Genomic DNA, 26,527 nt, shown 5'->3' on the forward strand with positions numbered 1-26,527 from the left:
GGCGCACCGGGACCATTTGTCCGCAGCGGGAACAGTTGAGGGTTAGAGGGCCTCGAGCACGCTCACGTAGTTGGCCACTCCGACGCCGCCCATGTTCTGCACCAGGGCGCGACGGGCGCCGGGCAGCTGCATGTCGCCCGCGGTGCCGGTGAGTTGCATGGCCGACACCACGTGCTGCGACACCCCGGTGGCGCCGACCGGATGCCCCTTGGCCTTGAGCCCGCCGGACAGGTTGACCGGCAGCCGGCCGTCCGGCTGCACCCAGCCCTCGTCGATGGCCCGGCGGCCCTCGCCGGCCGGCGTGAGGCCCATCGCTTCGTAGAGCACCAGTTCGGCAATGGTGAAGCAGTCGTGCAGCTCGGCGAAGTCCAGGTCGTCCAGGCCCACGCCGGCCATCGTCAGCGCGCGTTCGAAGGACACCCGGGTGGCCGCGAAGGCGGTGGGGTCGCGCCGGGCCGCGGGCAGGAAGTCGTTGGCCTGGCCGAAGCCGGCCAGCCGCACGGGGTCGGTGGCCGCGCCCGAACCGCGCCGCGCATCCGTGCTGAGAATGACCGCGGCGGCGCCGTCGGACACCGGGGAGCAGTCCGTGCGGCGCAGTTGCCCCGCCACGATCGGGTTCTTCTCCGACACGGCGCGGCAGAACTCCTCGCCGAGGTCCTTCCGCAGTTGCGCGTACGGGTTGTTGACGCCGTTGCGGTGGTTCTTCGCGGCGATCGAACCGAGCACGTCACCGATGGCGCCGTAGCGCTCGGCATACGCGTCGGCGACGACGGCGAACAGGCCGGCGAACCCGGTGCTGGATGGCGTGCCGGCGAGGTCGTAGTCCGCGCCGAGCAGTGCCGCACCGACCCGGTCGGCCGGGGCATGGGTCATCTTCTCGGCGCCGATCACCAGCACCGTCTTCGCGGTGCCGGCCAGCAGCGACTTCACGCCCTGCTGGAAGGCGGCCGACCCCGACGCGCAGGCGTTCTCCACCCGGGTGGCCGGCACGTTCGCCAGCACCGGGTCGGCCTGCAGCACCAGGGAGGACGGGAACCCCAGCGGCACCAGGGCGGAGTTGAACTGGCCGAGGTAGATCTCGTCGATCTCGGCCGCGTCGATGCCGGCGCCCGCGATGGCCTCCCGGGTGACCTGCACGATGAGGGATTCGAGGGTGTCGTCGGTGAGTTTGCCGAACCGGCTGTGCCCCCAGCCGGTGAGCAGCACGTCGGTGCCGAACCGGTCGGACAGGCTCATGCGGTCACCTCCGCCGAGGTGGCAACCGTGAACACGGCCTCGGTGCACGCGCGCAGCTGGTCCACGGTGACACCGGGGGCGAGGCGGGTCAGCTCCAGTCCGGCCGCCGTGATGTCGAAGACGGCGAGGTCGGAGATGATCCGGTCGACCACGCCCACCCCGGTCAGCGGCAGGGTGCACTCGGTGACGATCTTGGCGGAGCCGTCGCGGGCGATGTGCTCGGTGAGCACCACCACGCGCGGCGTGCCGGCGACGAGGTCCATCGCGCCGCCCATGCCCTTGACCATCTTGCCGGGGATGGTCCAGTTGGCCAGGTCGCCGTTGCCGGACACCTGCATGGCACCGAGGATGGCGACCTTGACGTGGCCGCCGCGGATCATGCCGAACGAGGTGGCGGAGTCGAACACCGACCCGCCGGGCAGCACCGTGACGGTCTGCTTGCCGGCGTTGATCAGGTCGGCGTCCTCCTCGCCTTCGAACGGGAACGGCCCCATTCCGAGCAGCCCGTTCTCGCTCTGCAGCGTCACGCTGACGCCATCCGGCAGGTTGTTGGCCACCAGGGTGGGGATGCCGATGCCGAGGTTGACGTAGTCGCCGTCCTCCAGCTCGGTGGCGGCGATCGCGGCCATCTCGTCGCGGGTCCAGCTCATCGGAGTGCTCCTTCGGTCACGGTGGCGCGCTGGCGCACCGTGCGCTGTTCGATCGACTTCTCCCGGGCCGTGGCCGGCACCAGGCGCTGCACGTAGACGCCGGGAGTGATGACGTGGTTGGGGTCGAGCTCGCCGGCCAGCACGATGTGCTCGGCCTCGACGATGGTGACTCGGCCGGCGGTGGCGACCATCGGGTTGAAGTTGCGGGCGGTGTACCGGTAGGTGAGGTTGCCGGCGGTGTCGGCGGTGTGCGCGCGCACCAGGGCGACGTCGGCGATGATGGCGCGCTCCTGCACGTAGCGTTCACCGTCGAACTCGGCGTGCGGTTTGCCCTCGGCGACCAGGGTGCCGACGCCGGTCTTGGTGTAGAACGCCGGGATGCCGGCACCGCCGGCGCGCAGCCGCTCGGCGAGGGTGCCCTGGGGGCTGAACTCCACCTCCAGGCGACCGTCGAGCAGCTGTTCGGCGAAGAGCTTGTTCTCGCCGACGTAGGAGGCGATCACCTTCCGCACCTGGCCGGCCTCGAGCAGCAGGCCCAGGCCGAGGCCGTCGACGCCCATGTTGTTGGACACCACGGTGAGGCCGGTGACGCCGGAGTCGCGGACGGCTTCGATCAGGTCGGCGGGGATGCCGCTGAGGCCGAAGCCGCCGACGGCGAGCACGCAGCCGTCGGTGAGAGTGCCGGCCAGGGCTTCGGCGGCGCTGAGGTGCAGGGTGGTCATCGGATTCTCCTCCGTGGGGTGGGTCGGGAAAGGATGGGGCAGCCGGCCGCTCAGGCGGTCCAGCCGCCGTCCATCACGTACGACGAGCCGGTGACCATGGCCGCGTCGCGGGAGGCGAGGAAGGCCACCAGGGCGGCGACCTCGTCGGGTTCGACGAGGCGTTTGATGGCGTTCTTGGCCAGGATCACCTCGTGCATCACCTCGTCGGCCGGGATGCCGTGCGCCTCGGCCTGCGCCGCGATCTGGCTCTCCAGCAGCGGGGTGCGCACGTAGCCGGGGTTCACGCAGTTGCTGGTCACGCCGTGGTCGCCACCCTCGAGGGCGGTCACCTTGGACAGCCCCTCGAGGCCGTGCTTGGCGGTGACGTAGGCGGACTTGAACGGGGAGGCGCGCAGCCCGTGCACCGAGGAGATGTTGATGATCCGGCCGTGCCCCTTGGCGTACATGTGCGGCAAAGCGGCCCGGATCAGCAGGAACGGCACCTCGACCATCAGGGTGAGCATCCGGCGGAACTCGGCCGGCTCGAACGCCTCGATCGGGCTGATGGTCTGGTAGCCGGCGTTGTTGACCAGGATGTCGGCCGTAAGCGCCAGCTTCTCCAGCGCCCCGGTGTCGAGCAGGTCGACGGCCCAGGCCTCGCCGCGGACCTCGCCGGCCACCCGTTCGGCGGCTTCGGCATCGCGGTCGGCGATGATGACGTGCGCGCCCTTGGCGGCCAGGGCGGCCGCGCAGGCCGCCCCGATTCCGCCGGCGCCGCCGGTGATGAGGGCCGTCTGGCCGGTGAGATCGCTCAGCATCAGTCGACCGCGACGGGGGTGAGGCCGTGCTTCTTGGCATCCACCGCGTCGACCTCGCGGAGCGAGATGCCGCGGGTCTCCTTGAGGGTCACCACGGCGACCAGGGTGACGACGCAGGCGGCGGCGACGTAGAGGGCCACCGGAATCCAGGAGTCGAATTCCTTGAGCAGGGCCGTGGCGATGATCGGGGCCAGCGAGCCGGCCAGGATCGAGGTCACCTGGTAGCCGAGGGAGACGCCCGAGTAGCGCATCCGGGTGGGGAACATCTCGGCCATGATCGCGGGCTGGCCGGCGTACATCAGGGCGTGGAAGCACAGGCCGATGGTGATGGCCAGCACAATTAGCGCCGGGTTCTGGGTATCGAACATCGGGAAGGCGAAGAACGCCCAGGTGGAACCGAGGATGGCGCCGGCGAGGTAGACGGGCTTGCGGCCGACGCGGTCGGACAGCCGGCCGACCTGCGGGATCACCAGGAAGTGCACAACGTGGGCGATCAGCAGGGCGAGCAGCAGGCTGCTGGTGTTGTACTCCCACACCGTGACCAGGTAGACGATCGAGAAGCTGACGATGATGTAGTAGAGGATGTTCTCCGCGAAGCGCAGGCCCATGGCACCGAGGATGCCCTTCGGGTACTTGCGCACGACCTCCATGACGCCGTAGCTGATGGCCTTCTCGGCCTCGACCTGGGCGCGGGCCTCGAGGAAGATCGGCGCTTCGCTGACGTGGGTGCGGATGTAGTAGCCGACCACGACGATGATGGCGGACAGCCAGAACGCCACGCGCCAGCCCCAGCTGAGGAACTGGTCGGCGGGGAGGGTCCACGACATGGTCAGCAGCACCAGCGTGGCGAGCAGGTTGCCCACCGGAACGGCCGACTGCGGCCAGCTGGACCAGAAACCACGGGACTGGTTCGGGCTGTGCTCGGCGACGAGCAGCACCGCGCCGCCCCATTCGCCGCCGACCGCGAAGCCCTGGATGAAGCGCAGCGCCACCAACAGGGCCGGCGCCCAGTAGCCGATGGTGTCGAAGCCGGGCAGGCAGCCCATCAGGAAGGTGGCGACACCGACCAGGACGATGGTGACCTGCAGGGTGTGCTTGCGGCCGAGCTTGTCGCCGATCTGGCCGAAGACGATGCCGCCGAGCGGACGGGCGATGAAGCCCACCGCGTAGGTGAGGAACGCGGCGATGATGCCGTCGAGCTGGCTGCCCGCGTTGGGGAAGAAGACCGTGGCGAAGACCAGGCTCGCGGCGGTGGCGTAGAGGAAGAACTCGTACCATTCGACGACGGTGCCGACCATGGAGGCGGCGACGATTTTCTTCAGACCGGAGGTTTCGCTGGTGGGGGAGGTGCCGCTTCCGGCTTGGACACGGGAGGTAGCGCTCATGGTGATCTCCTTGAGTATCGGCATTGACACTGGGTGGGGGAAGGCCTGCCGGGTCGACCCGCGGAATCGGCGGGACGGTGAATGGCTTCCCTGAGTATTGCGGCACAACCACCCTGCAGCAATAACCACTTCCACACTCCCGTTGTGCATAATTGCAGATATGTCCGATCAGACGCCTGCAACCAACCCCGACGACCTGCTGGTGCTGCTGGCCGTGGCCCGGACCGGCCGGTTCACCACCGCCGCGGAATCCCTGGGCATGAACCACACCACCATCTCCCGTCGCATCAGTGCGCTGGAGACGGCGCTCGCCGGGCGGGTGCTCTCCCGGACCGCCGGCGGGTGGGAACTGACCGACCTGGGCACCCGCGCGGTGCGGGCGGCAGAGAACGTGGAGGCGGCATTGGACCTGCTGGGTGGCCCCACCGAGTCAGACCGCCCGCTCTCCGGCGTGGTGCGGCTCTCGGCCACGGATGGCTTCAGCGCGTTCATCGCGGCGCCGGCGGTGGCCGAACTGCAGCGCGCGCATCCGCTGCTGCGGGTGGAGATCGTCACGGTCACCCGGCAGGCGTTGCAGCACCGCTCGGGCCTCGATATCGAGGTGGTGGTGGGTCGGCCGCAGGCGCACCGGGCCGAGGCCTTCGAACTGGGCCGGTACACGCTGGGCATGTACGCGTCCCGGGAGTATCTCGCCCGAAGCGGCACGCCCGCGAGCGTGGCCGAGCTGGTGGAGCATCCGCTGGTCTACTTCGTCGACTCGATGCTGCAGGTGGACGACCTCGATGCGCCCCGCCGCCGCGTGCCGACCATGCGCGGGGCCCTGAGCTCGACCAACGTGTTCGTGCAGATCGAGGCCACCCGGGTGGGCGGCGGCATCGGCCTGCTGCCCTGCTTCATGGCCGACCGGCACGACGACCTGGTGCGGCTGCTGCCCGACGAGTTCGTCGAAGAGTTGCCGTACTGGATGGTGCTGCGCCCCGAGGCCCTGCGCCAGCCGGTGATCGCTGCCGTCGTCGAGGCGCTCCGGGCGCGGATGCTGGCGCTGGCGCCGGCGCTCCGCGGCTGAGGGCGCACGGGGCGTTCACCGCGCCCCCTGTGGCCGACCGCGCCCGCTATAGCGGGCGCGACCCGCCGTAGGGGGCGCAGCGAGTGCCTGCCTCCGGTGAAGCTCAGCTCAGCTGTGCCGTGGTGACACAGGTGGGGTCGTCGGTGCTGGTTCCCAGCGGCAGCTTCACTGAGCGCTCACCGTCGTCGATGAGCACAGTGATGTCGAGCCCGGTCGGCAGCCAGGCGTCGAAGAACCCGTTCTCGAAGGTGGTCACGTCGCGGTCGAGAAGCACGTCATTGGTCGCGTCGTCGGTGATCGTGACATGGAAGTCCTCGTCGCCGAGTTCGCCGACGCAGGTGGTGAGCGAGTGATAGAAGCACTCGTGCGTGTCGGTCAGGTACGGCGCGATGGACAGGTGGAACTCGTCCTCGGGCAGCGCGAGGCTGACCTCGTCGTCTCCGCTGGCCAGCAGGAGCTCGTCCACCCGCACGGAGGCCATCAGGCCGTCCGGGCGGTCCGCGAGCGGCTGCGCCTGCAGCTGCTCGATCAGGTCGGTCGCGGTAGCCGGAGCCGAGATGTCGTACTGCGCGAGCATCGCGTCGGCCTCCACGCCCAGGCCGGCGGATGCGCCGGTCCCGGTCGAGACGGCAGCCGGCCCGCCGCCGGTGCAGGCGGTGAGGGCCAGGAGGAAGATGACTGCGCCGAGGCTGGCCACGGTTCGTGAACGATTCATCCCTCCAGCGTGGGCGCATCCGCTCGGCCACCGTAGTGACCAAAGACCTGCCGCCCGGTACTCCCAGCTTCACGCCAGGCGGCAGGAAGTCCTGGTTCTGCCCCGTCCGCGTGGTAATTCCAGCAGGGGGATAGCCTGAGCGGATGCAGGAGCCGTCGATCCAGATGCGCCGGCGGGTGGCCGCGTGGGGCGTGGCGCCGGCCGGCCCGGCGCAGCGCACCCCGTCGAGTGAACTTCTCCCTGCAATCCGCGATGGCCTCCCGGTGATGCTGAAGATCGCCCTGGTCGACGAGGAAGTCAGGGGCGGCGCACTGCTGGACTGGTGGGGCGGCCGCGGCGCCGCGACGGTGCTCGAACGCGAGGGGAACGCCATCTTGATGATGCGGGCCACTGGGCCGAGGGACCTCGGTGCCATGGTCGCCTCCGGGCACGACGCCGCGGCGACCGGAGTCCTCGTGCGGACCGCCCTGGCGCTGCACGACCACCCGGCGCCGACCGCCCATGACGGTGTGGAACTGGTCCCGCTCCGGGACTGGTTCCACGACCTGCTGGTCGCGGACACCCGTGATCCGCTGCTGCGCCGTGCGGCACTGCTGGCCGAGCGTCTGCTGGCGGCGACGGCGGCGGCGGATGTGGTGGTGCTGCACGGCGACATCCATCACGGCAACGTGCTCGACTTCGGTGACCGCTGGGCGGCGATCGACCCGAAGGCGCTGCTCGGCCATCGCGCCTTCGACTTCGCCAACCTCCTCTGCAACCCCAGCGAGGCCGGCGCGCTCGACAACCTCACGGCGCGCCTGGAGACCATCGGCCGCCTGGCGCAGATCGCCCCGAAGGTGCTTGCGGAGTGGACCATTGCCTGGTGCGGCCTCTCCCTCACCTGGGTGCGGCCAGACGCCCCACCGGATTGGCACGCCCGCACCGCCCGGCAGGTGGCGGAGCGATTGATCAAAGCCTGAGCCTCGTTCACAATTCGAGTGGAACATCCAGCATCGAAGCGTAGTGTCGGGCATACGCATTGCGCTGTTCTATGTGGTGACACTGGAGGTTGCTCGTCATGTCCCGTACCTGGCTGAAGTGGATGCCCGCCGTCGCGGTTCCCGCCGTCATCGCCGTGGGAGTCCTGGCGGTTCCCCTGCAGGCCGGCGCGGCCGCCGACCTGCCCGAGAAGACGCCGCAGGGTGTGCTCGAGCTGGCCGCCGGCAGCACCGTCGACACCTTCTCCGGCACCCTCGAACAGTCCTCGGACCTCGGCCTGCCGGAGCTGCCCAGCACCGGGGATGCCGCCACCAGCGAGTTCTCCGACGCCCTCGACCTGCTCACCGGCAGCCACACCGTGCGGGTCTACCAGAGCGGCGACGACCAGAGCCGGGTGCAGGTGCAGGACACCATGTCCGAGCGCAACCTCATCCGGAACGGCGCCGACGTCTGGCTGTACGACTCCGCCGACAACACCGCCGCGCACACCACCCTGCCCGCCGACGCGGGCGCACAGGCGAGCCCGGAGAAGAGCTACACGCCCGGTGAACTCGCCGACACCTTCCTCGCGGAGGTCACCCCCAGCACGATCGTGAGCCTGGGCGAGAACACCGAGGTCGCCGGCCGCGGCGCATACGAGCTCGTGCTCACCCCGAACACCGCCGACACCCTGGTCGGGTCGGTCGCCATCGCCGTCGACGCCGAGACCGGCCTGCCGCTGCGCGTGCAGGTCACCGCGCGGGACGCCGCCGAGCCCGCCGTCAGCGTGGGCTTCACCTCACTCAGCCTCGACGCCCCCGCCGCCGACCTCTTCACCTTCACACCGCCGGCCGGTGCCACCGTCACCGAGGAGACGCTTCCCACCCCGGCCGACGGCACCCACCCGAAGGCCGACGAGAGCGGCGCCACCGTCATCGGCACCGGCTGGGACGCCGTCGTGGCCGTGCCGGCCAGCGCGGATGCGTCGGCGTTGACCGACCTCACCGCCTCACCCCTGTACACCCAGCTCACCGAGGCCGTGGATGGCGGCCGGGCCGTGAGCACAACGCTCGTGTCGGTGCTCGTCACCGATGACGGCCGGGTCTTCGCCGGCTCGGTCCCCGTGGAGCGGCTGCAGGCCGTCGCCGAGGAGTGAGCGGCGCCGCCCGGGCCGGCGACCTGGCCATCGAGACCCGGGCACTCACCAAGCGTTTCGGCCAGCAGATCGCCGTCGATTCCATCGACCTTGCGGTGCCGATGGGCTCGGTGTTCGGTTTCCTCGGCCCGAACGGGTCCGGCAAGACCACCAGCATCCGGGTGATGCTCGGCCTGGCCGCCGCGACGAGCGGTGCGGTGAGCCTGCTCGGCGAGTCGATGCCGGGCCGGCTCGCCCGGGTGCTGCCGCAGGTGGGCGCGCTGGTGGAGGGCCCGGCGTTCTACCCGTTTTTGTCCGGCGCCGCCAACCTGCGTCGCCTCGACACCGCCGACGGCGCCGCGCCCGGCCGCAGCCGGCGGGCCCGGGTGGACCGCGCCCTCGAACGGGTCGGCCTGTCGAACGCCGCCGGGAAGAAGGTCTCTGCGTACTCGCTGGGCATGAAGCAGCGCCTGGGCATCGCCAACGCCCTGCTGATGCCGCGGCGTCTGCTGGTGCTCGACGAACCCACCAACGGCCTGGATCCGCAGGGCACCCGGGAGGTGCGCGCCCTGGTGCGCTCGCTGGCCGGGGAGGGCACCACCGTGTTCGTGTCCAGCCACCTGCTGGCGGAGGTGGAGCACATGTGCACCCACGCCGCCATCATGAGCGCCGGGCGTCTCGTGGCGCAGGGCACCCTCGACGAGTTGCGCGCCGGCGAGTCCCGGGTGCGGGTGCGCACCCCGGATGCGGCGGCCGCGACAGGCGTGCTCGTCGCCGCCGGCCTCGCCGCGGCGGTGGAGCCGGCGCCGGGGGACCTCGGCGACCGCACCGGTGACCCGTGGGTGAGTGCCCCGCTCGAGTTGCCCCGTACCGGACGAGTTGCCCCGTCAGAGCAGGGCAACTCGTCCGCAGCGGGGCAACTCGGCGAGATGCCCATGCCCGAGGAGCTGGTGGCCGCGCTCGTGGCCGGCGGGGTGCGGGTGCGCGGCTTCGAGGTGCAGAACACCAGCCTCGAGGACCGGTTCGTGGCGCTCACCGGGGAGGGGTTCGATGTTGTCCGATAGCGCCCCGACCCCGGTTGACACCGCGGCGACGCATCCGGTGCGGCCGGGCGGCGCCTGGGCGCTGCTGGTGTCCGAACTCACCGTGCTCTTCCGGCGCCGGCGCACCTGGGCGCTGCTGCTCGCGCTGGCCGCGGTGCCCGTGCTCATCGCCGTCGCGGTGCGGCTGTCCTCGCAGGAGCCCCGGCCGGGACGCGGGCCGCCCTTCCTCGACCAGGTCACCCAGAACGGCCTGTTCGTCGCCGTGACCGGGCTGATCGTGTCGATCCCGCTGTTCCTGCCGCTCACCGTGGGGGTGGTGGCCGGCGACACGATCGCCGGTGAGGCCGGTCTCGGCACTCTGCGCTACCTGTTGGTGGCGCCGGCCGGCCGGGCCTGGCTGCTCGTGGTGAAGTACCTCGGCGCCGCCGCGTTCTGCCTGGCGGCCACCGTCACCGTCGTCACCGCCGGGGTCCTCGCCGGCCTCGCCCTGTTCCCGGTCGGGCCCCTGACCCTGCTCTCCGGCGACACGATCAGCCTGGCCGAATCATTCCTGCGCGCCCTGCTCATCGCCGGCTACGTCACCGTGTCGCTGCTCGGGCTCTCGGCCATAGGCCTGTTCTTCTCCACCCTCACCGTGGTGCCCGTCGGGGCGATGGCCGCGACCATCGTGCTCTCGGTGGTGGCGCAGGTGCTGGACTCGCTGCCGCAGCTGGAGTGGCTGCATCCGTGGCTGTTCAGCCACTACTGGCTCGACTTCGCCGACCTGTTGCGCCAACCGGTCGACTTCTCGTCGTTCGGTGCGAACGCCCTGCTGCAGGGCGGTTACCTGCTCGTTTTCGGGGCGTTGGCCTACGGCCGGTTCCTCACCAAGGACATCCTGAGCTGACCGGCACCCGACCCGCAGCGGTCCGAACGGCCGCCGAAACCTTTGCGGTTCCTATTAGGTTGGTATGAGTCTGGCCGCTTTCGGAGGCACCTGCGAGGGTCAGCTGCCGCGACCGCATACGGTAGTACTGTGCCCTCGTCTGGGGGGTTGATAGTGGAGGCCCAGTTTGTCCAGTGAAAGTATCCCGCCCGTCGTCAGGCCGAGCAACCCGCCGCGCGTGACCCTGGCGGATGTCGCCTCCTGCGCCCAGACGTCGGCGTCCGCAGCCGACGCGGGCACCATCGTCTCCGGCATCGCCCTGTCCACCCAGTCTGTGCAGCCGGGCGACCTGTTCGTGGCGCTGCCGGGCAAGAACGGCCACGGCGCGCAGTTCGCCGAACGGGCCGTGCAGGCCGGAGCCGTCGCCGTGCTCACCGACGCTGCCGGCGAGGAAGCGGCCCGCGCGGCCGGCGTGCCCACCATCATCAGCGACCGGCTGCGCGAACGCCTCGGCGAGCTCAGCGCGTTCATCTACGGCACCGCCGACAACGCCCCCACCATCTTCGGCATCACCGGCACCAACGGCAAGACCACCACCGCCTACGTGCTCGAGGCCGTGCTGCGCCAGATGGGCCTGGTCACCGGCCTGTCGACCACCGCCGAGCGGCACATCGCCGGTGAGGTCTTCGTCTCCCGGCTGACCACGCCCGAGGCCACCGACGTGCACGCGCTGCTCGCGCGCATGAAGGAGCAGAAGGTCGAGGCCGTTGTCCTCGAGGTGAGCGCCCAGGGCCTCACCCACGGCCGCGTCGACGGCATCGTCTTCGACAGTGTCGGCTTCACCAACCTCTCGATCGACCACCTCGACGACTACGGCACCATGGAGAACTACTTCGACGCGAAGGAGCTCCTGTTCCACCCCGAGCGTGCCCGCGCCGCGGTCGTGAGCCTGGAGACCTCGTGGGGCGCGCGCCTGCTGGCCGAGCCCACCATCCCGGTGTCCTCCATCTCCGCCGACCCCGACGCCGACCCGGACTGGCGCCTGGAGATCCTCGAGGCCCTGCCCGAGGCCACCCGGTTCCGCATCACGAACCGGTCCGGCGACGCCGTCGAGACCACGGTCGCGTTGCTCGGTGACCACCTGGTCGCGGATGCCGGACTCGCGGTCGCGATGATCATCAACGCCGGCTACGCCGCGGACCGGGTCCAGGCCGCGCTGCAGGACGGCATCGAGGTCTACATCCCCGGACGCACCGAGAGTGTCTCCGGCCCGACGGGCCCCCGGGTCTACGTCGACTTCGGTCACAGCTCGGACGCGTTCGAGAAGACCCTGCGCGCCGTCAAGGCCGTCACCACCGGCCGCGTCATCATGCTCTTCGGCGCCGACGGCGACCGCGACCCGGTGAAGCGTCCGGAGATGGCCCGGGTGGCCGCGGCCGGTTCCGACATCGTCGTGATCACCGACCACCACCCCCGCTTCGAAGACCCGGCCAGCATCCGCCGGATGCTCGTCGACGCCGCCAGGGAAGCGTTCCCCAGCAAGCAGATCGTGGAGATCACCCCGCCGGAGGCCGCCATCGACTACGCGGTCGACCTGGCCCGCGACGGCGACGCGATCCTCTGGGCCGGCCCCGGCCACCAGGACTACCGCGACATCCAGGGTGTGCGCACGCCATACTCGGCCCGAGCCCTGGCCCGCGAGGCCCTCACCCGCCACGGCTGGCCGGTCGCCTAACTCACCCCACGCATCCGCGAGCCGTGACCTCTGCCCCGAAATCTCGCGATTTCAGGGGTTCAGATCGCGGCTCGCGGGCTGTGAGGCGCGTGTGCCCTCGGTCCAGGTGGCCACGCAGAGCGGGACGCCGGGACGGTAGGCGAGGTGCGCCACCGAGGGCGCATCGAGCACCTGCAGGTCGGCGCGGCCGCCGACCTTGAGCGACCCAACCGCATCCGGGCCGTGCTCGCGGCCGACGGCCCTGGCCGCACCGCGGGTGGCCGCCCAGACCGCCTCGCGCACGGTGAGGCCCATCTGCAGCACCGCCGTGGCCACGCAGAACGGCATCGATGTGCTGTACGAGGTGCCGGGGTTGCAGTTGCTGGCCAGGGCGATGTGCGCGCCCGCGTCGAGCAGGGAGCGCGCCGGTGGGAACGGTTGCCGGGTGGAGAGGTCGCAGGCCGGCAGCAGGGTGGCCACGGTGCCCGACCCGGCCAGGGCGTCGATGTCGGCCTGGTCGAGGTGGTTGCAGTGGTCCACGCTGGCGCAGCCGAGGTCCACGGCCAGGCGCACGCCGCCGCTGAAGCCGAGCTGGTTGCCGTGCAGGCGGAGGCCCAAACCGGCGGCGCGACCGGCGAGCAGCACCTCGCGGCTTTCCTCCACGTCGAAGGCGCCGTCCTCGCAGAATGCGTCGATGAAGTCGACGTGCGGGGTGACGGCCGCCAGCATTGGCCCGGTGACCAGGTCGAGGTAGTCGCGCCGGTCGATTCCGGGCGGCACGACGTGGGCACCGAGGAAGGTGACGACGTCGGCGACCTCGGCCGCGGCCTGCGCCGAGCGCAGTTCGCCGGCCAGGTCGAGGCCGTAGCCGGTCTTGGTCTCCAGGAACGTGGTGCCCTGGGCCTCGGCCTCGCGGCGCAGCCTCCTGGCGTTGCCGATCAGGTCGGCGGATGTCGCGGCGCGGGTGGCCGCCATCGTCGTCGCGATGCCGCCGGCGGTGTAACGCTCGCCGGCCATGCGGGCCTCGAACTCGGCGGCGCGGTCGCCGGCGAAGACCAGATGGGTGTGGGTGTCGACCCAGCCGGGCAGCACGGCCCGGCCGCCCACGTTGGTAGAGGTGTCGGCGGCGGGTGCCTCGGTGGCGGGGCCGATCCAGGCGATGCGGCCGTTCTCGATCACGAGCGCGGCATCCAGAAGTCGGTCGTCGTCGTGGCTTGTTTCGGCGGCTTGGGTGGTCAGCTCGGAGATTCCGGTGATCAGCTCTGCGGTCATCGGGTGGCCTTTCCGTCGGAGCGGGCGTCGGGGAGGGCGTCGGGGATGCTGTGGCTTGACCCTACTGGTCCCCGTGCGGACAAATGGTCCCGGTGTGCCGGGTGCATTTGTCCGATTTGGGAACTATTGGCTCGTGCTTGGGGCATTATCCGGCGGCCTGTTCGTCGCTGGCGTCGAGGGCGGCCAGGGCGTTGTGCAGGAGACGGGCGGGGGAGCCGCCGGGCGTGGCGGTGGCTGCGGCGCTGCCGACCAGGCAGCCGCGGTCCGCGACGAGGCGGCCGGCCACGATCACCCGCTGCACGTCGGCGGCGGTCGCGGCGAGCACGAGTTGGTCCACCCGCGCGCCGACGGTGCGAAGGCTCTGCGGGTCGACCTCGACGAGGTCGGCAGGGGCGCCGGGCACCAGGATGCCGCCGGACAGGCCGAGCGACCTGTACCCGTTCGTGCTCGCCGCCCGCAGCAGTTCGGCGGGGGCGAACCGGCCGCGCGACCCGGAGGCCAGGCGCTCGCCCATCTCCAGCCCACGCATCTCCAGGAACGGGTCGACCACGGCGTTCTGGTCGGAGCCGATTGCGATCGGCGCGCCCGCCGTCGCGAGGGCGCGGGCGGGGCCGATGCCGTCGCCGAGGTCCGCCTCGGTCGTGGGGCACATCACCACGGAGACGCCGTTCGCGCCGAGCAGGCCCAGGTCGGTGTCGCTGAGGTGGGTGGCGTGCACTGCGCTCAGCCGGGGGCGGAGCGCACCGAGCCCGGCCAGCAGCTCGGTGGGAGTGGCCCCGTACGCGGCCACGCAGTCGGTGTTCTCCTGCGGCTGCTCCGAGAGGTGGATGTGCAGGGGCACGTCGGCGGGCAGGCTCGCGAGGATCTCCCGCATGGCTTCCACCGGCACCGCGCGCACGGAGTGCAGGGCGGCGCCGAGGGTGACCAGGTCGGGTCCGGCCGGCCGCGCCGCGGCATCCGCTGCCAGGGCGTCGCGGAGCGCCGACCAGCGGGCCAGCCAGCCCGCCGCGGAACCGTCGCTGAAACCGGCCTGCTCGGGTAGCACCGCCCGGTGGATGCCGCCGGCGAGATAGCTGGTGTCCAGCAGCACCAGGCGGATGCCGACGTCGCGTGCGGCGCCGGCCAGGGCGAGCTCCATGGCATGCGCCTGCGGGTACGGCGTGCCGCCAGCCTGGTGGTGCACATAGTGGAACTCGCCCACCGCGGTGTAGCCGCTGACCAGCATCTCGGCGAACACCGCCGTGGCCAGCCGTCGGTACAGCGCCGGGTCAAGGACGTGCGCGGCGGCGTACATCGACTCCCGCCAGCGCCAGAAGTCGCCGCCCTGATCGTGGGTGCGGCCCCGCAGGACCCGGTGGAACGCGTGCGAGTGCGCGTTGCCAAACCCGGGCAGCACAGTGCCCAGACGCACGTCGCCGGGTTCGGGGGTCACGTCGTCGGCGCGGCGGTGGATGCGCCCGTGGGCGTCGACGGTCAGCCGAACCCCCGGCACGCCCTGCCCGTCGACGAGCAGGACCTCGCACCAGTACGACGCGGCCGGCGGCAGGGTCGTCACAGCAGCTCCCGCAACACGGTTTGCAGCGCCTCGACGCCCGCGAGGCAGTCCTCCAGCGTGGCGAACTCCTCGGGCGAGTGCGAGATGCCGGTGGGGTTGCGCACGAACAGCATCGCGGTAGGCACGCTCGAGGCGAGCACCCCGGCGTCGTGCCCGGCACCGGTGGGCAGGGCCGGGATGCCGCCGAGCGCGAGGGCCAGCCGGGCGGCGAGCTCGGGGTCGAAGGTGACGGTGCTCGTCCAGGACTCCCGCACCACTGTGGCCGCGCAGCCGGCGTGCGGGGACTGCACCCGGGCGGTGATGTCGGCGACCACGGCCAGGGCCTGGGCGTCGGTCTCCGCGCGGGCGTCGAGCCAGGCGTGCACCGCCGACGGGACCACGTTGGTGCCGCCGGGCACGGCCTCGATCCGGCCGACGGTGGCGCGGGATCCCGGGCTGGCCAGGGCGGCCTTCTGCACGGCGACGATGGCGTGGGCGGCGGCGACCATCGGGTCGCGGCGGTCGGTCATCAGGGTGGCGCCGGCGTGGTTGCCCTGGCCGGTGAAGCTGAGCCGCCAGCGGCCGTGCGCGAGGATCGAGGAGGCCACCGCGAGCGGCTGCCCGAGGTCGATCAGGCCGCGGCCCTGCTCCACATGCAGTTCGAGGAATATGCCGATGCGGTCGAGTGACTCCTGGTCCCGGCCGAGGTGGGCCGGGTTGAGGCCGGCCGTGACGGCGGCCTCGGCGAGGGTGATACCGGACCGATCGGTGAGCGCCCGGGCGGTGTCGGCGTCGATGGCGCCGGAGAGCAGCCGGGAGCCGAGGCAGGCCACCCCGAACCGGGAACCCTCCTCCTCGGCGAAGACCAGTACGGCGCACGGCCGGGTCGGCACGAAGCCGGCGGCCTGCAGGCGGTCCACGGCGTCGAGCGCCGAGACCACGCCGAGCGGCCCGTCGTAGGCGCCACCGCCGGGCACCGAGTCGAGGTGGCTGCCGACGACGACAGCATCCGCGCCCGGCGTGCCCCACCAGGCCCAGATGTTGCCGTTGCGGTCCGTCTCCACGCCGAGGCCCAGCCGCGCGGCCCGTTCGGTGAACCAGGCCCGCAGCTCGTGCTCGGCCGGCTCCCAGAGGTGCCGGGAGTAGCCGCCGGCCCGCAGGTTCCGGCCGGTGCCGGCGATCTCGTCGAGGCCCGCGAGCAGGCCGTGCGCGACCTGGTCAGGCACGCGGCGCATCCGCCGGCGCATCGTTCTCCCACATCGGCACCCGCAGGCCGCGTTCGCGGGCGACCTCTTCGGCGCGCTCGTAGCCGGCGTCGACGTGCCGCATCACACCGGTGCCGGGGTCGTTGGTGAGCACGCGTTCGATCTTCTCGGCGGCCAGCGGGGTGCCGTCGGCCACGATCACCTGACCGGCGTGGATGCTGCGGCCGATGCCGACCCCGCCGCCGTGGTGGATGGAGACCCAGGTGGCGCCGGAGGCGGTGTTGAGCAGCGCGTTCAGCAGCGGCCAGTCGGCGATGGAGTCGGAGCCATCCTTCATAGCCTCTGTCTCTCGGTACGGCGAGGCCACCGAGCCGGAGTCGAGGTGGTCACGGCCGATCACGATCGGGGCGGTGAGTTCGCCGGACGCCACCATCTGGTTGAACTTGAGCCCTGCCAGGTGGCGCTCCTTGTAGCCCAGCCAGCAGATGCGGGCGGGCAGGCCCTCGAAGTGCACCTTCTCGCCGGCGGCGGTGATCCAGCGGCGCAGGTGGTCGTCCTCGGGGAACAGCTCGACGATGGCCCTGTCGGTGGCCGCGATGTCGGCCGGGTCGCCGGAGAGCGCCGCCCAGCGGAACGGGCCCTTGCCCTCGGCGAAGAGCGGCCGGATGTAGGCGGGCACGAAGCCGGGGAAGTCGAACGCCCGCTCGCAGCCGCCGAGCAGCGCCTCGGCGCGGATGGAGTTGCCGTAGTCGAAGACCTCGGCGCCGGCATCCTGGAAGTCGACCATGGCCTGCACCTGCTTGGCCATCGCGGCGCGGGCCCGGTCGGTGAACTCCTCCGGCTTCTCGGCCGCGTAGGCGTGCCAGTCGGCCACGGTGACGCCCTCGGGCAGGTAGGCCAGCGGGTCGTGCGCGCTGGTCTGGTCGGTGACGATGTCGATCGGCACCCTCCGGGCGTAGAGCTCGGCGAAGACGGTGGCGGCGTTGCCGACCAGGCCCACCGAGAGCGGGCGGCGCTCGGCCTTGGCGGCGAGCACCCGGGCGACGGCGTCGTCGATGTCGTCGGTCATCTCGTCGAGGTAGCCGTGCTCCACCCGGCGGGCCAGGCGGGACGGGTCGACGTCGACGATGAGCACGACGCCCTCGTTGAGGGTGACGGCCATCGGCTGGGCGCCGCCCATGCCACCGGCGCCGCCGGTGAGGGTGAGAGTGCCGGCCAACGTGCCGCCACTGTGCTTGTATTTCCCGTCCTGACGGGCGGCGATCTTCGCGGCCACGGCGGCGAAGGTCTCATAGGTGCCCTGCAGGATGCCCTGGGTACCGATGTAGATCCAGGAGCCGGCGGTCATCTGGCCGTACATGGTGAGGCCGAGCGCCTCGAGCTTGCGGAACTCGGGCCAGGTGGCCCAGTCGCCGACGAGGTTGGAGTTGGCGATCAGCACCCGCGGCGCCCACTCGTGGGTGCGGAACACGCCCACCGGCTTGCCGGACTGCACGAGCAGGGTCTCGTCCTTCTCCAGCGTGGTGAGGGTGCGCACGATGGCGTCGTAGGCCTCCCAATTGCGGGCGGCCTTGCCGGTGCCGCCGTAGACGACGAGCTTCTCCGGGTGCTCGGCGACCTCGGGGTCGAGGTTGTTCATCAGCATCCGCAACGGGCCCTCGGTCTGCCAGCTCTTGGCGGTGAGGGTGGTGCCGCGGGCGGCGCGCACGACCCGCGGCGGATGCGCGTCGGTCGCCGGCGCATCCGTCGCTGCGGTGCCGGTGGTTGGGCTGGTCTCGGTCAGGTCGGGCATGAGCGGGGCTGCTTTCTCGAGAGCTGAGGGATGGGTGATCAGTACAGGTCGCCGGTGATGCTCTGGGCCGCGGCGAGCACGGCGCCGCTTCGCACGGAAGCCGCCACGGACTCGATCTCGGGGGAGAGGAACCGGTCGGGGCCGGGGCCGGCGACCTCGCGGCGCACCTCGGCGAGCACGGCGCCGGTAGCCGCGCCGGGCAGCAGGGGTGCGCGCAGGTCGAGGGCGCGGGACGCGGTCATGACCTCGATGCCGAGCACCCGGGCGAGCCCGTCGATGCCGGTGCGGAGCTTCCGGGCGGCGTGCCAGCCCATCGAGACGTGGTCCTCCTGCATGGCCGATGACGGGATCGAGTCGACCGAGGCGGGCACGGCGAGGCGCTTGAGTTCGGAGACGATGCCGGCCGCGGTGTACTGGGCGATCATGAGGCCGGAGTCCACCCCGACATCGTGGGCGAGGAATGCGGGCAGGCCCTGGTTGCGGGCCGGGTCGAGCATCCGGTCGGTGCGGCGCTCGGACATGCTGGCCACGTCGGCGACGGCGATGGCGAGGAAGTCGAGCACGTAGGCGACCGGGGCGCCGTGGAAGTTGCCGTTGGACTCGACCCGGCCGTCGACGGTGACGACGGGATTGTCGATCGCGCTGGCGAGCTCGCGGTCGGCGATGCGACCGGCGTGGTCGATCGTGTCGCGGGCGGCGCCGTGCACCTGCGGGGCGCAGCGCAGCGAGTAGGCGTCCTGCACCCGGGTGCACTCCGGGCCCTTGTGGCTGGCCACGATCGGGGAGCCGTCGAGCAGCCGGCGCAGGTTGGCGGCGGATGCCTGCTGGCCCAGCTGCGGGCGGAGGCCGGCGAGGTCGGCGGCGAAGGGCGCGTCGGAGCCGAGCAGGGCCTCGATGCTCAGGGCGGCGGCCACGTCGGCGGTGGCGAGCAGGGTGTGCAGGTCGTGCAGCGCGAGGCTGAGCTGGCCGAGCATGCCGTCGGTGCCGTTGATGAGGGCCAGGCCCTCCTTCTCGGCCAGCAGCACGGGTTCGAGGCCGGCCGCGTGCAGGGCCTCCGCTGCGGGCAGTTCGGCGCCGGTGCGGTCGCGCACGGTTCCCTCGCCCATCAGCGCCAGGGCGCAGTGCGCCAGCGGGGCCAGGTCGCCGGAGCAGCCGAGCGAGCCGTATTCGCGCACGATCGGGGTGATGCCGGTGTTGAGCAGGTCGGCGTAGGCCTCCGCGGTCGACAGGCGGATGCCGGTGCGCCCGGTGAGCAGGGTCGACAGGCGCAGCAGCATGAGGGCGCGCACGGTCTCCCGTTCCACCTCCGGGCCGGATCCGGCCGCGTGCGAGCGCACCAGGCTCTGCTGCAGCCGGGTGCGGTCGGCGGCGTCGATGAAGGTGGTGGCCAGGGCACCGAAGCCGGTGGAGATGCCGTAGTGCGGGGCCACGTCGGTGGCGAGCACCTCGATGGTGGCGCGGCTGGCCGCCACGGCGGCGCGGGCGTCGTCGCCGATGAGCACGGGGGCGTCGTACCGGGCGACGGCCACGACATCCGCCACGGACACCGGCCCGGTGCCCACGGTGACCGGTGCGGGCGTGGCGTCGGAGCTGCGGGTGTCGGAGCTGCGGGCGCCGGAGTGGAGGCCGGCGGCGGAGAGAACGGTGTCGTGGGGGTGCATGGTTCCATCTGACTCCAGCCGCGGCATCCGCGCAGCGCCGTTCGGACACCTGGTGTCTCGTATACGAGACAGTTCGGGGTGGCTCGCACCTCCTGGCGCGGGCCCTCGCGGGGCTACGGTGGGAGGGCGAGGGCCGGGCGTGCCGGCCCCAGAGTCCCAGGAGGACCGCGGATGTTGTCGACCGACCTGATGCGCGACGCGTTTTCCCGGGTGCAGGGCACTGTGCACGCCAGCCTCGTCGGCGCCGGACCCGACCTGCTCGGCTACCGCGTCGACCATGAGGCGAACACCATCGCCTGGCTCATCTGGCACCTCACGCGCGTCCAGGACGACCACATCGCGGCGCTCGCCGAGGAGCCGCAGGTCTGGACGGACGGCTGGCAGAAGCGTTTCAACCTGCCCTTCCCGGCCGCCGCGACCGGCTACGGCCAGAGCGCCGGCGACGTGGCCGACGTCAGGGCGGGTGCCGACCTGCTGCTCGGCTACTTCGACGCCGTGCACGAGCGCACCCTGGCCTACCTCGACACCCTCACCGAGGACGACTTCAGCCGGGTGGTCGACACCCGGTGGACCCCGCCGGTGACCCTGGCCGTGCGACTGGTCAGCGTCATCGCCGACGACCTGGAGCACGCCGGCCAAGCCGCCTACGTGCGGGGCCTCGCGCAGCGGGCCGGCCTGCACTGAGGCACGGACTGCCCGTTAGGCTCTGAGCAGCACCTCGATCCAGGAGAGCCCGTGGCCCACTCGTATCCGCTCTATGTCAACGTGCTGGCGCAGTGCTTCTGCTGCCAGTCGTTGCAGCCGTTCCACTTCACCTCGGCGACCGACCAGGTGGTGTGCGGGCACTGCCTGCGGCACCTGGGCGCCAAGAAGGCCGAGCAGCGCGACGCCGACCACATCAGACTCTGGCTGGGCCAGTTCGCCGAGCTGCAGGAGACGCTGCGCGAGCTCACCGCCACCACCACGGCGACGATCGCCGACCGGGATGCCGAGATCGCGGCGCTCGCCGCACAGGTCGCCGACCTCACCGGCATCGTGGCCGGCCGGTTCGACCGCGGTCCGGATGCGGGCCTGCGCGGCCTGCTCGAGACCGAGGTGCTCAAGCGCGCCGAGCGCAAGGCCGAGCTGGGCCAGCGCCGCACGGATGCCGCGATGGCCGTGCTCTGGCAGATCGACCGGCTGCACCGGGTCTCGCCGGCCGACCCGCAGCACTGCGGATGCGGCAAGTCGGCCGCGAAGTGCCCCGAGGCTCGCGCGTTGAACCCGGTGCGCCAGGCGCTCGGCGACTGGGAGACGAAGAACCAGAAGCTCCACGCCGCCGGCCAGCGGCACGCCCTGCCCGCCGGGCATCCCGACCTGGCCTGACCCGCGCGCGCCGCACACACAACTGTTCCCGAAACGGACAATTGCACCCGGTGTGCCGGGTGCAATTGTCCGCAACGGGAACAGTTGGGTGGGGGAGGGGGCTGGCGGCTAGGGCTGGGGGCGGCCGACCGAGGACCGGCCGGGGTCGGGTGCGCCCAGGGCCGACGAGCCGGGGCTCGGGGTCAGGCCCAGCCGGCGCACGATCTCCGCGGCTTCCTCGGCGGGCTTCCGGCCTGCGTCGATGGTGATCGCGTTCTCGTCCGGCTCCGGCGCCTCGAGCGTGGCCACCTGCGAGTCGAGCAGCGAGGTGGGCATGTAGTGGTCGTGCCGGGTGGCCAGGCGCCGCCCGATCAGGTCCTTCGACCCGGTCAGGTGCACGAAGATCACGTTGTGCTCGCGCAGCACGTCGCGGTAGCGGCGCTTGAGCGCCGAGCAGGTGATGATGCCGGGCACGCCCGCCATGGTGTGCTCGATGATCCACGACGAGATGGTGTCCAACCACGGGGCGCGGTCCTCGTCGTTGAGCGGTTCGCCGGCGGACATCTTGTCGATGTTCTCCTGCGGGTGCAGGTCGTCGCCCTCTTCGAGGTCCCAGCCGAGCTGGCCGGCGAGGATGCCGGCGACGGTGGACTTGCCGGATCCGGAGATGCCCATGATGACGAGCACGGGTTGCTGATTCTCGAACATGGCTAGATCACGATGTTCAGGAGGAGGACGCCGGCCAGGCCGGTGACGGAGATGAGGCACTCCATGACGGTCCAGGTCTTCAGGGTCTGCGGCACGCTGGTGCCGAGGTACTCCTTGACCAGCCAGAAGCCCGCGTCGTTGACGTGGGAGAGGAACAGCGAACCGGCGCCGATGGCCAGCACCATGAGCGAGACATCCGTGGCGCCCAGGTTGGCGGCAACCGGGGCGAGGATGCCCGCGGCGGTCACGGTGGCGACGGTGGCGGAACCGGTGGCGACGCGCACGAGCGCGGCGACGACCCAGGCCAGCAGCAGGACGGAGATGCTCGAGCCGTTAACGGCGTCCGCGATGACGGTGCCGATACCGGTGTCGATGAGCACCTGCTTGAAGCCACCGCCGGCGCCGACGATGAGCAGGATGCCGGCGATCGGGGGAAGCGAGTCGCCGAGCGACTTCGCCACGGCAGCGCGGTCCATGCCGCCGCCGCGACCGAAGACGATCATGGCGTAGATCACGGCGATGCCCAGCGCGATCATCGGGGTGCCCAGGAAGTCCAGGATGGAGTTGAGCGGGTCGGTGGAGCCGGGGTTGATGGCGTCGGCGATCGAGCGGGCGAGCATCAGCACAACGGGGAGCAGGATGCCGGTCACGGTGGCGATGAAGCTCGGGCGCTTGATGTTCTCGTCGAGGCCCTGGTCGGCGGCCGTGATGAACATTTCGGGGACGGGCACCTTGACCCAGCGGGCCGCGAACTTGCTGAACAGCGGGCCGGCGATGATCACCGTGGGGATGGCGATGAGTACGCCGATCGCCAGGGTGAGGCCGAGGTTGGCGTTCAGGGTGGTGACGGCCACGAGGGGGCCGGGGTGCGGCGGCACGAGGCCGTGCATGACCGAGAGTCCGGCGAGGGCCGGGATGGCGATGCGGATGAGCGACTGCCCGCTGCGCCGGGCGACCAGGATGATCACGGGGATGAGCAACACCAGGCCGACCTCGAAGAACATCGGCAGGCCGATCAGGCCACCGATGAGCGCCATCGTCCATGGCAGGGTGCGCACGCTCGAACGGCTGACCAGCGCGTCGACGATGCGGTCGGCTCCGCCGGAGTCGGCCAGAAGCTTGCCGAACATGGCACCGAAGCCCACGAGCACGCCCACGCCGGCCATGGTGGAGCCGAAGCCCGCGCCGAAGCTGGTGACCGCGGCGTTGGGGGCCATGCCGGCGCCCACGCCCACGCCGACGGCGCCGATGGACAGGGCCAGGAACGGGTGCACCTTGAGCCAGGTGATCAGCACGATGATCACGGCGACGCCGATGATCGCCGCGAGGATGAGTTGCAGGGTGCTGCCGGCCGGAACCACTGGTTCCACCGCCTGAATCGCGCGGGTCACATTCATCTCGAGAATCCGTTCCGAGGCCGCGTCCCTGCGACCCCTTCGTCATGTGGTGAACACGCAAGTCTCCCTCATGTCGCCGGATGCGGCATAGTGAAGGAGGACATACGTAATCTGATTAATCTGATTAATCGGATTTATGAAGTGTTACACAACGTGGTGATGCGGTCAACATCTCCGCGAGAACGGTCTGCGCCGGCGCAGGCCCAGTCGAATCGGTGCACTGAACCGCACCGGGGGAGTGAAGGTGTGACAGATGGCTGCACTGGGCGACGAAACATGGCGCGACCGGGGCTTGCACTCCCAGGTGGTGAACACCCTCGGCCAGGAGATCGTGGACGGCACCTACGCGGCCGGCGACATCCTGAATCTCGACCGGCTCAGCGAACGCTTTACCGTGTCCCGCTCGGTACTGCGCGAGGCCATGCGGGTGCTGCAGTCCGCCGGCATGGTGGAGCCCCGGCAGCGGGTGGGCACGCAGGTGCTGCCCCGCCGGTCGTGGGACCTGGTCAACCCGCAGGTCATCCAGTGGCGCGGCCGCGGGGACTACTTCGCCCAGATGCGGGAGATGCTGCAGGTGCGCCTGGGCATCGAGCCGGTGGCCGCGCGGCTCAGCGCCCGGCTCATGACGGACGATCAGCGCGCGGCCGTCGCCCGGTGCGCCGCGGTGATGGTGCAGGCCGACCGTGCGCACGACGGCCGCCGGTACCTCGATGCCGACGTCGAGTTCCACACCCTCATCCTGCAGGGCTCCGGCAACGCCGTGATCGGGCATTTCGCCAAGACCGTCGAGGCGCTGCTGCGCACCAGGGAGCAGGAGAAACGCCTGACGATCACCGACTACACGCCCGCCTCCGCCCACCGGCACAACGACCTGGCAGAGGCCATCGTCTCCGGTGACGAGGATGCCGCCTACCGCTGGGCCTACGAGACGATCGAGGCCACCCTCAACGAGTTCCTGCAGGAGGCCCAACCCGCCCGCGAGCCGTGACCTGGGCCCCGAAAAGTCGGGATTCCCGGGGCTTGGCTCACGGGTCGCGGGCTACTGCAGGCCGTCGACCGAGACCAGGCCGTCGTGGCGGCGGCCGTCGAAGATGATGGTGGGGATCTTGATCGTATTGATCTCGTCCTCGACGATCGTCTTGTTGGCGGCGATGACATCCGTCACGGCATCTGAGCCGGCCTCGGCGACGACCACGTCGATCTCGTCGGCGCTCAGGCCGAACTCGCCCAGCCAGCCGGTGAGGGTTGCGGTGGCCTCGTCGGCGGTCATCGCGTTGATGGTGTCCTGCCAGGGCAGGCCCGTCTCCGCCTTCTCGGTGAAGATGCGCTCGAGGATCTGCCAGTCGACCGGGGTCTCCGCGCCGTCCAGCGGGTGCAGGCGGAGCGCCTCGAGGTACTGGGTCACAAGCAGCGAGTTGGGGAACTTGTAGCCGTCGGTGCCGGCAATCGGGTAGGCGATGTAGCTGAGGTTGTACGAGTCCTCGAAGCCCGCCTCCTCGATGTTCTGGAACAGCGCCCGGCAGAAGGTACAGCCCGGGTCGATGACCTCGAGCGCGACCGGGTTCGCGGCGTCCTCGGTGAGGTAGCTGGCGTTGGCCGGCAGGTAGTCCTCGGCGGTCCAGGTCTGGAATCGGGCCGGGATGGCCGCGAAGGTCTCGCCCAGGCTGGCGAACTCGTTGCCGAACGCGCCGACCACGTCGAACGCACCGAGCGATTCCATGAAGCCGGGCGTTTCGTCCGGGATCGAGCAGGCCTCGGCGCCGAGGGTGCAGGATGCCGAGTCCTGCTTGTTGCAGGTGCCGTAGACGTAGAGGTTGACGGCGCTCTTGACCACCGTGTACCCCGACCAGATGGTGGTGAGGATGACGAGCACGGCGAGCACCTCGAGGGTGATGCTGGCGGGCTTGACCAGGCCGGGCCGGCGGGCGGCGATCGGGGCGAGGATGTGGTCCTTCACGTCCTGCTTGAACGTCGTGTCGCAGGGCCGGAAGGTGACCCGGCGCCACACGCAGTTCCAGGCCTTGCCGACGTAACGCCGGTACCGGGCCGAGAAGGCGGCCATGACGACCAGGACGATGAATGCGGCAATGCAGAACACTTAGGAGAGGCCTTTCATCAGCCGGGTGAGGGCCTGCGTGGCGGTGTCGACGTCCGAGGTCGTCGAGTGCAGGCCGAGGGAGAACCGCAGAAGCGGGGGCAGGCCGAGCTGTTGCTTGAGGTGGTGGTGGGCGCAGAAGTAGCCGCTGCGCACCATCACCTGGGAGTGCGAGAGGAAGACCGCCAGCCGGTGGGAGTCCTGCGCGGGCGCGTAGACGCTGATCACCGGGCTGGGCTCGTGGTTGAGCAGGGTGAGCCCGGGGATCTCGGCGAGCCCGGCGTAGAGCTGCCGGGACAGGCCGGCGAGGTGCTCGGCGGGCGCCAGGCCGCCGGGCCGGGTCTCACCGAGCCAGCGGATGGCGCGGCCGAGCGCGATGATCTCGCCCCAGGCCTGCAGGCCCGGTTCGAGGAGCGCTCCCGGGTCGCCCTGCACCAGGTCGAAGTCCTCCTCGCGCACGTCTGACACCATGCCGCCGCCGACGAAGCCGAGCTCGAGGGAGGCGAGAAGCTCGTGCCGGGCGACGACGACGCCGAGGCTGGCGCCGTACATCTTGTGGGCGGAGAAGCAGATCGCATCCGCCTCGGTCTTCTGCAGCAGGGCCCGATTGTGGCCCATGGCCTGGGCGGCGTCGACGATGACGATGCCGCCGCGGGCGTGGGCGTCGCGGACGAGCTCGGCGAGGTTGGTGAGCCGGCGGCCGTCGATGTTGGAGGCGGCGTTGACGACGACGACGGCCTTCTCCAGCTGGGCGGGTTGGTAGAGCAGGGCGCCGTCGGCAGCGCGGTCGAGGACCAGCCGGTCGACTCCCAGCCGGCGGGCGGCGGTGATGGTGGGCAGGAAGACCGAATTGTGTTCGATGTGGCTGGTGATGACCCGATTGAAGCGGCCCATCGGCAGCTGCTGCAGCAGCAGGTTGAGGCCGTAGGTGGTGTTGAGGGTGAACGAGGCGGCGTAGCTCCGGGCGGAGAGCCCCAGCAGGCCGAGCACCGCCCGGCGGGTGTCGGCCACCTGGGCGTCGACCTTCTGCCCCCAGGCGTACTTCACCCGGCCGCCGCAGGCGTTGTAGCTGGTGTAGTAGTCGGTGAGGGCGTCGATCACGGGCTGCGGGCGCAGGCTCTGGCAGGCGGCGTCGAGGTAGATCTCGCCGGGTTCCAGATAGCCGAAGTCGCCTGCCCTGCCCGCGTCGAGCGGTGCGGCGGCGGGCTTGCGGAACAGCGTGCTGCGCTTCATG

General features: G+C 71.1%; 24 protein-coding genes. 9 read left to right on the forward strand and 15 right to left on the reverse strand.

Going from position 1 to position 26,527, the window contains the following annotated elements:
• Positions 1-42: 42 nt before the first annotated feature.
• From ACU5E9_RS13640 to ACU5E9_RS13660, 5 genes are read right to left on the reverse strand one after another with little or no spacing between them, the layout of a single operon-like run.
• Positions 43-1,236: an acetyl-CoA acetyltransferase gene (locus ACU5E9_RS13640; protein ID WP_456810449.1), complete on the reverse strand. Its 1,194-nt coding sequence runs from the start codon at positions 1,234-1,236 to the stop codon at positions 43-45.
• Positions 1,233-1,886, reverse strand: coding sequence for a CoA transferase subunit B (locus ACU5E9_RS13645; protein ID WP_456810450.1), 654 nt, complete (start codon positions 1,884-1,886; stop codon positions 1,233-1,235). Before ACU5E9_RS13645 ends, ACU5E9_RS13640 begins: the two co-directional genes overlap by 4 nt.
• Positions 1,883-2,608 carry a CoA transferase subunit A gene (locus ACU5E9_RS13650; RefSeq protein WP_456810451.1) on the reverse strand — a complete coding sequence of 242 codons (726 nt, stop codon included), beginning with the start codon at positions 2,606-2,608 and terminating at the stop codon, positions 1,883-1,885. Before ACU5E9_RS13650 ends, ACU5E9_RS13645 begins: the two co-directional genes overlap by 4 nt.
• Positions 2,609-2,658: 50 nt before the next feature.
• Entirely contained in the window at positions 2,659-3,405 is a 747-nt protein-coding gene (locus ACU5E9_RS13655) for a 3-hydroxybutyrate dehydrogenase (protein ID WP_456810452.1), read from the reverse strand.
• On the reverse strand, positions 3,405-4,790 hold the full coding sequence (locus ACU5E9_RS13660) for an MFS transporter (RefSeq protein ID WP_456810453.1): 1,386 nt from the start codon (positions 4,788-4,790) through the stop codon (positions 3,405-3,407). Before ACU5E9_RS13660 ends, ACU5E9_RS13655 begins: the two co-directional genes overlap by 1 nt.
• Before the next feature lie 160 nt (positions 4,791-4,950).
• Here ACU5E9_RS13660 and ACU5E9_RS13665 point away from each other — a divergent pair, with 160 nt between their 5' ends.
• A complete protein-coding gene (locus ACU5E9_RS13665) occupies positions 4,951-5,856 on the forward strand; it encodes a LysR family transcriptional regulator (RefSeq protein WP_456810454.1) in 906 nt (301 codons plus the stop codon).
• A 103-nt stretch (positions 5,857-5,959) separates the two neighbouring features.
• On the opposite strand, the gene ACU5E9_RS13670 is transcribed toward ACU5E9_RS13665, so the two are convergent.
• Positions 5,960-6,571: a CueP family metal-binding protein gene (locus ACU5E9_RS13670; protein ID WP_456810455.1), complete on the reverse strand. Its 612-nt coding sequence runs from the start codon at positions 6,569-6,571 to the stop codon at positions 5,960-5,962.
• Between the two features lie 143 nt (positions 6,572-6,714).
• Between ACU5E9_RS13670 and ACU5E9_RS13675 the strand changes: the two genes are divergently transcribed.
• The 5 genes from ACU5E9_RS13675 to ACU5E9_RS13695 all read left to right on the forward strand — a co-directional run bounded on the left by ACU5E9_RS13675 (position 6,715) and on the right by ACU5E9_RS13695 (position 12,306).
• Positions 6,715-7,530: an aminoglycoside phosphotransferase family protein gene (locus ACU5E9_RS13675; protein ID WP_456810456.1), complete on the forward strand. Its 816-nt coding sequence runs from the start codon at positions 6,715-6,717 to the stop codon at positions 7,528-7,530.
• A gap of 98 nt (positions 7,531-7,628) precedes the next feature.
• Positions 7,629-8,684 (forward strand): LolA family protein, encoded by a 1,056-nt coding sequence (locus ACU5E9_RS13680; protein ID WP_456810457.1) that lies wholly within the window; start codon positions 7,629-7,631, stop codon positions 8,682-8,684.
• Entirely contained in the window at positions 8,681-9,727 is a 1,047-nt protein-coding gene (locus ACU5E9_RS13685; protein ID WP_456810458.1) for an ABC transporter ATP-binding protein, read from the forward strand. The genes ACU5E9_RS13680 and ACU5E9_RS13685 overlap by 4 nt, the downstream gene beginning before the upstream one ends.
• Positions 9,714-10,592 (forward strand): ABC transporter permease, encoded by an 879-nt coding sequence (locus ACU5E9_RS13690; protein ID WP_456810459.1) that lies wholly within the window; start codon positions 9,714-9,716, stop codon positions 10,590-10,592. The genes ACU5E9_RS13685 and ACU5E9_RS13690 overlap by 14 nt, the downstream gene beginning before the upstream one ends.
• A 166-nt stretch (positions 10,593-10,758) precedes the next feature.
• Positions 10,759-12,306 carry a Mur ligase family protein gene (locus ACU5E9_RS13695; RefSeq protein WP_456810460.1) on the forward strand — a complete coding sequence of 516 codons (1,548 nt, stop codon included), beginning with the start codon at positions 10,759-10,761 and terminating at the stop codon, positions 12,304-12,306.
• A 51-nt stretch (positions 12,307-12,357) separates the two neighbouring features.
• Here ACU5E9_RS13695 and hutI read toward each other — a convergent pair whose 3' ends face one another.
• The 5 genes from hutI to hutH all read right to left on the reverse strand — a co-directional run bounded on the left by hutI (position 12,358) and on the right by hutH (position 19,749).
• The gene (gene hutI, locus ACU5E9_RS13700; RefSeq protein ID WP_456810461.1) at positions 12,358-13,557 is read right to left on the reverse strand and encodes an imidazolonepropionase; all 1,200 of its coding nucleotides are present in this window, start codon (positions 13,555-13,557) and stop codon (positions 12,358-12,360) included.
• 145 nt (positions 13,558-13,702) lie between these two features.
• On the reverse strand, positions 13,703-15,112 hold the full coding sequence (locus ACU5E9_RS13705) for a formimidoylglutamate deiminase (RefSeq protein ID WP_456810462.1): 1,410 nt from the start codon (positions 15,110-15,112) through the stop codon (positions 13,703-13,705).
• Entirely contained in the window at positions 15,109-16,317 is a 1,209-nt protein-coding gene (locus tag ACU5E9_RS13710; protein ID WP_456810463.1) for an allantoate amidohydrolase, read from the reverse strand. The genes ACU5E9_RS13705 and ACU5E9_RS13710 overlap by 4 nt, the downstream gene beginning before the upstream one ends.
• The gene (gene hutU / locus ACU5E9_RS13715; RefSeq protein WP_456810464.1) at positions 16,310-18,088 is read right to left on the reverse strand and encodes a urocanate hydratase; all 1,779 of its coding nucleotides are present in this window, start codon (positions 18,086-18,088) and stop codon (positions 16,310-16,312) included. The genes ACU5E9_RS13710 and hutU overlap by 8 nt, the downstream gene beginning before the upstream one ends.
• A gap of 38 nt (positions 18,089-18,126) precedes the next feature.
• Positions 18,127-19,749 (reverse strand): histidine ammonia-lyase, encoded by a 1,623-nt coding sequence (gene hutH, locus ACU5E9_RS13720; protein WP_456810465.1) that lies wholly within the window; start codon positions 19,747-19,749, stop codon positions 18,127-18,129.
• Positions 19,750-19,920: 171 nt separating this feature from the next.
• On the opposite strand from hutH, the gene ACU5E9_RS13725 reads away from it, so the two are divergent.
• A complete protein-coding gene (locus ACU5E9_RS13725; protein ID WP_456810466.1) occupies positions 19,921-20,433 on the forward strand; it encodes a mycothiol transferase in 513 nt (170 codons plus the stop codon).
• A gap of 51 nt (positions 20,434-20,484) precedes the next feature.
• Entirely contained in the window at positions 20,485-21,114 is a 630-nt protein-coding gene (locus ACU5E9_RS13730; protein WP_456810467.1) for a hypothetical protein, read from the forward strand.
• A 108-nt stretch (positions 21,115-21,222) separates the two neighbouring features.
• Here ACU5E9_RS13730 and ACU5E9_RS13735 read toward each other — a convergent pair whose 3' ends face one another.
• Entirely contained in the window at positions 21,223-21,801 is a 579-nt protein-coding gene (locus tag ACU5E9_RS13735; RefSeq protein WP_456810468.1) for a gluconokinase, read from the reverse strand.
• 2 nt (positions 21,802-21,803) lie between these two features.
• Positions 21,804-23,198, reverse strand: a complete 1,395-nt coding sequence (locus ACU5E9_RS13740) for a GntP family permease (protein ID WP_456810469.1) — start codon at positions 23,196-23,198, stop codon at positions 21,804-21,806.
• A 253-nt stretch (positions 23,199-23,451) separates the two neighbouring features.
• Between ACU5E9_RS13740 and ACU5E9_RS13745 the strand changes: the two genes are divergently transcribed.
• Positions 23,452-24,186, forward strand: coding sequence for a FadR/GntR family transcriptional regulator (locus ACU5E9_RS13745; protein ID WP_456810470.1), 735 nt, complete (start codon positions 23,452-23,454; stop codon positions 24,184-24,186).
• 51 nt (positions 24,187-24,237) lie between these two features.
• On the opposite strand, the gene ACU5E9_RS13750 is transcribed toward ACU5E9_RS13745, so the two are convergent.
• Positions 24,238-25,296 (reverse strand): DsbA family protein, encoded by a 1,059-nt coding sequence (locus ACU5E9_RS13750; RefSeq protein ID WP_456810471.1) that lies wholly within the window; start codon positions 25,294-25,296, stop codon positions 24,238-24,240.
• Positions 25,297-26,526, reverse strand: coding sequence for an aminotransferase class V-fold PLP-dependent enzyme (locus ACU5E9_RS13755; protein WP_456810472.1), 1,230 nt, complete (start codon positions 26,524-26,526; stop codon positions 25,297-25,299).
• Between the last annotated feature and the right edge of the window lies 1 nt (position 26,527).

Source organism: Cryobacterium sp. AP23 (assembly GCF_054075385.1).

Excerpts from the sequence above, each read along its gene's own strand:
- ACU5E9_RS13640 (WP_456810449.1), bottom strand. The coding sequence starts at position 1,236 with ATGAGCCTGTCCGACCGGTTCGGCACCGACGTGCTGCTCACCGGCTGG.
- ACU5E9_RS13645 (WP_456810450.1), bottom strand. The coding sequence starts at position 1,886 with ATGAGCTGGACCCGCGACGAGATGGCCGCGATCGCCGCCACCGAGCTG.
- ACU5E9_RS13650 (WP_456810451.1), bottom strand. The coding sequence starts at position 2,608 with ATGACCACCCTGCACCTCAGCGCCGCCGAAGCCCTGGCCGGCACTCTC.
- ACU5E9_RS13655 (WP_456810452.1), bottom strand. The coding sequence starts at position 3,405 with ATGCTGAGCGATCTCACCGGCCAGACGGCCCTCATCACCGGCGGCGCC.
- ACU5E9_RS13660 (WP_456810453.1), bottom strand. The coding sequence starts at position 4,790 with ATGAGCGCTACCTCCCGTGTCCAAGCCGGAAGCGGCACCTCCCCCACC.
- ACU5E9_RS13665 (WP_456810454.1), top strand. The coding sequence starts at position 4,951 with ATGTCCGATCAGACGCCTGCAACCAACCCCGACGACCTGCTGGTGCTG.
- ACU5E9_RS13670 (WP_456810455.1), bottom strand. The coding sequence starts at position 6,571 with ATGAATCGTTCACGAACCGTGGCCAGCCTCGGCGCAGTCATCTTCCTC.
- ACU5E9_RS13675 (WP_456810456.1), top strand. The coding sequence starts at position 6,715 with ATGCAGGAGCCGTCGATCCAGATGCGCCGGCGGGTGGCCGCGTGGGGC.
- ACU5E9_RS13680 (WP_456810457.1), top strand. The coding sequence starts at position 7,629 with ATGTCCCGTACCTGGCTGAAGTGGATGCCCGCCGTCGCGGTTCCCGCC.
- ACU5E9_RS13690 (WP_456810459.1), top strand. The coding sequence starts at position 9,714 with ATGTTGTCCGATAGCGCCCCGACCCCGGTTGACACCGCGGCGACGCAT.
- hutI (WP_456810461.1), bottom strand. The coding sequence starts at position 13,557 with ATGACCGCAGAGCTGATCACCGGAATCTCCGAGCTGACCACCCAAGCC.
- hutU (WP_456810464.1), bottom strand. The coding sequence starts at position 18,088 with ATGCCCGACCTGACCGAGACCAGCCCAACCACCGGCACCGCAGCGACG.
- hutH (WP_456810465.1), bottom strand. The coding sequence starts at position 19,749 with ATGCACCCCCACGACACCGTTCTCTCCGCCGCCGGCCTCCACTCCGGC.
- ACU5E9_RS13725 (WP_456810466.1), top strand. The coding sequence starts at position 19,921 with ATGTTGTCGACCGACCTGATGCGCGACGCGTTTTCCCGGGTGCAGGGC.
- ACU5E9_RS13735 (WP_456810468.1), bottom strand. The coding sequence starts at position 21,801 with ATGTTCGAGAATCAGCAACCCGTGCTCGTCATCATGGGCATCTCCGGA.
- ACU5E9_RS13740 (WP_456810469.1), bottom strand. The coding sequence starts at position 23,198 with ATGAATGTGACCCGCGCGATTCAGGCGGTGGAACCAGTGGTTCCGGCC.
- ACU5E9_RS13745 (WP_456810470.1), top strand. The coding sequence starts at position 23,452 with ATGGCTGCACTGGGCGACGAAACATGGCGCGACCGGGGCTTGCACTCC.
- ACU5E9_RS13755 (WP_456810472.1), bottom strand. The coding sequence starts at position 26,526 with ATGAAGCGCAGCACGCTGTTCCGCAAGCCCGCCGCCGCACCGCTCGAC.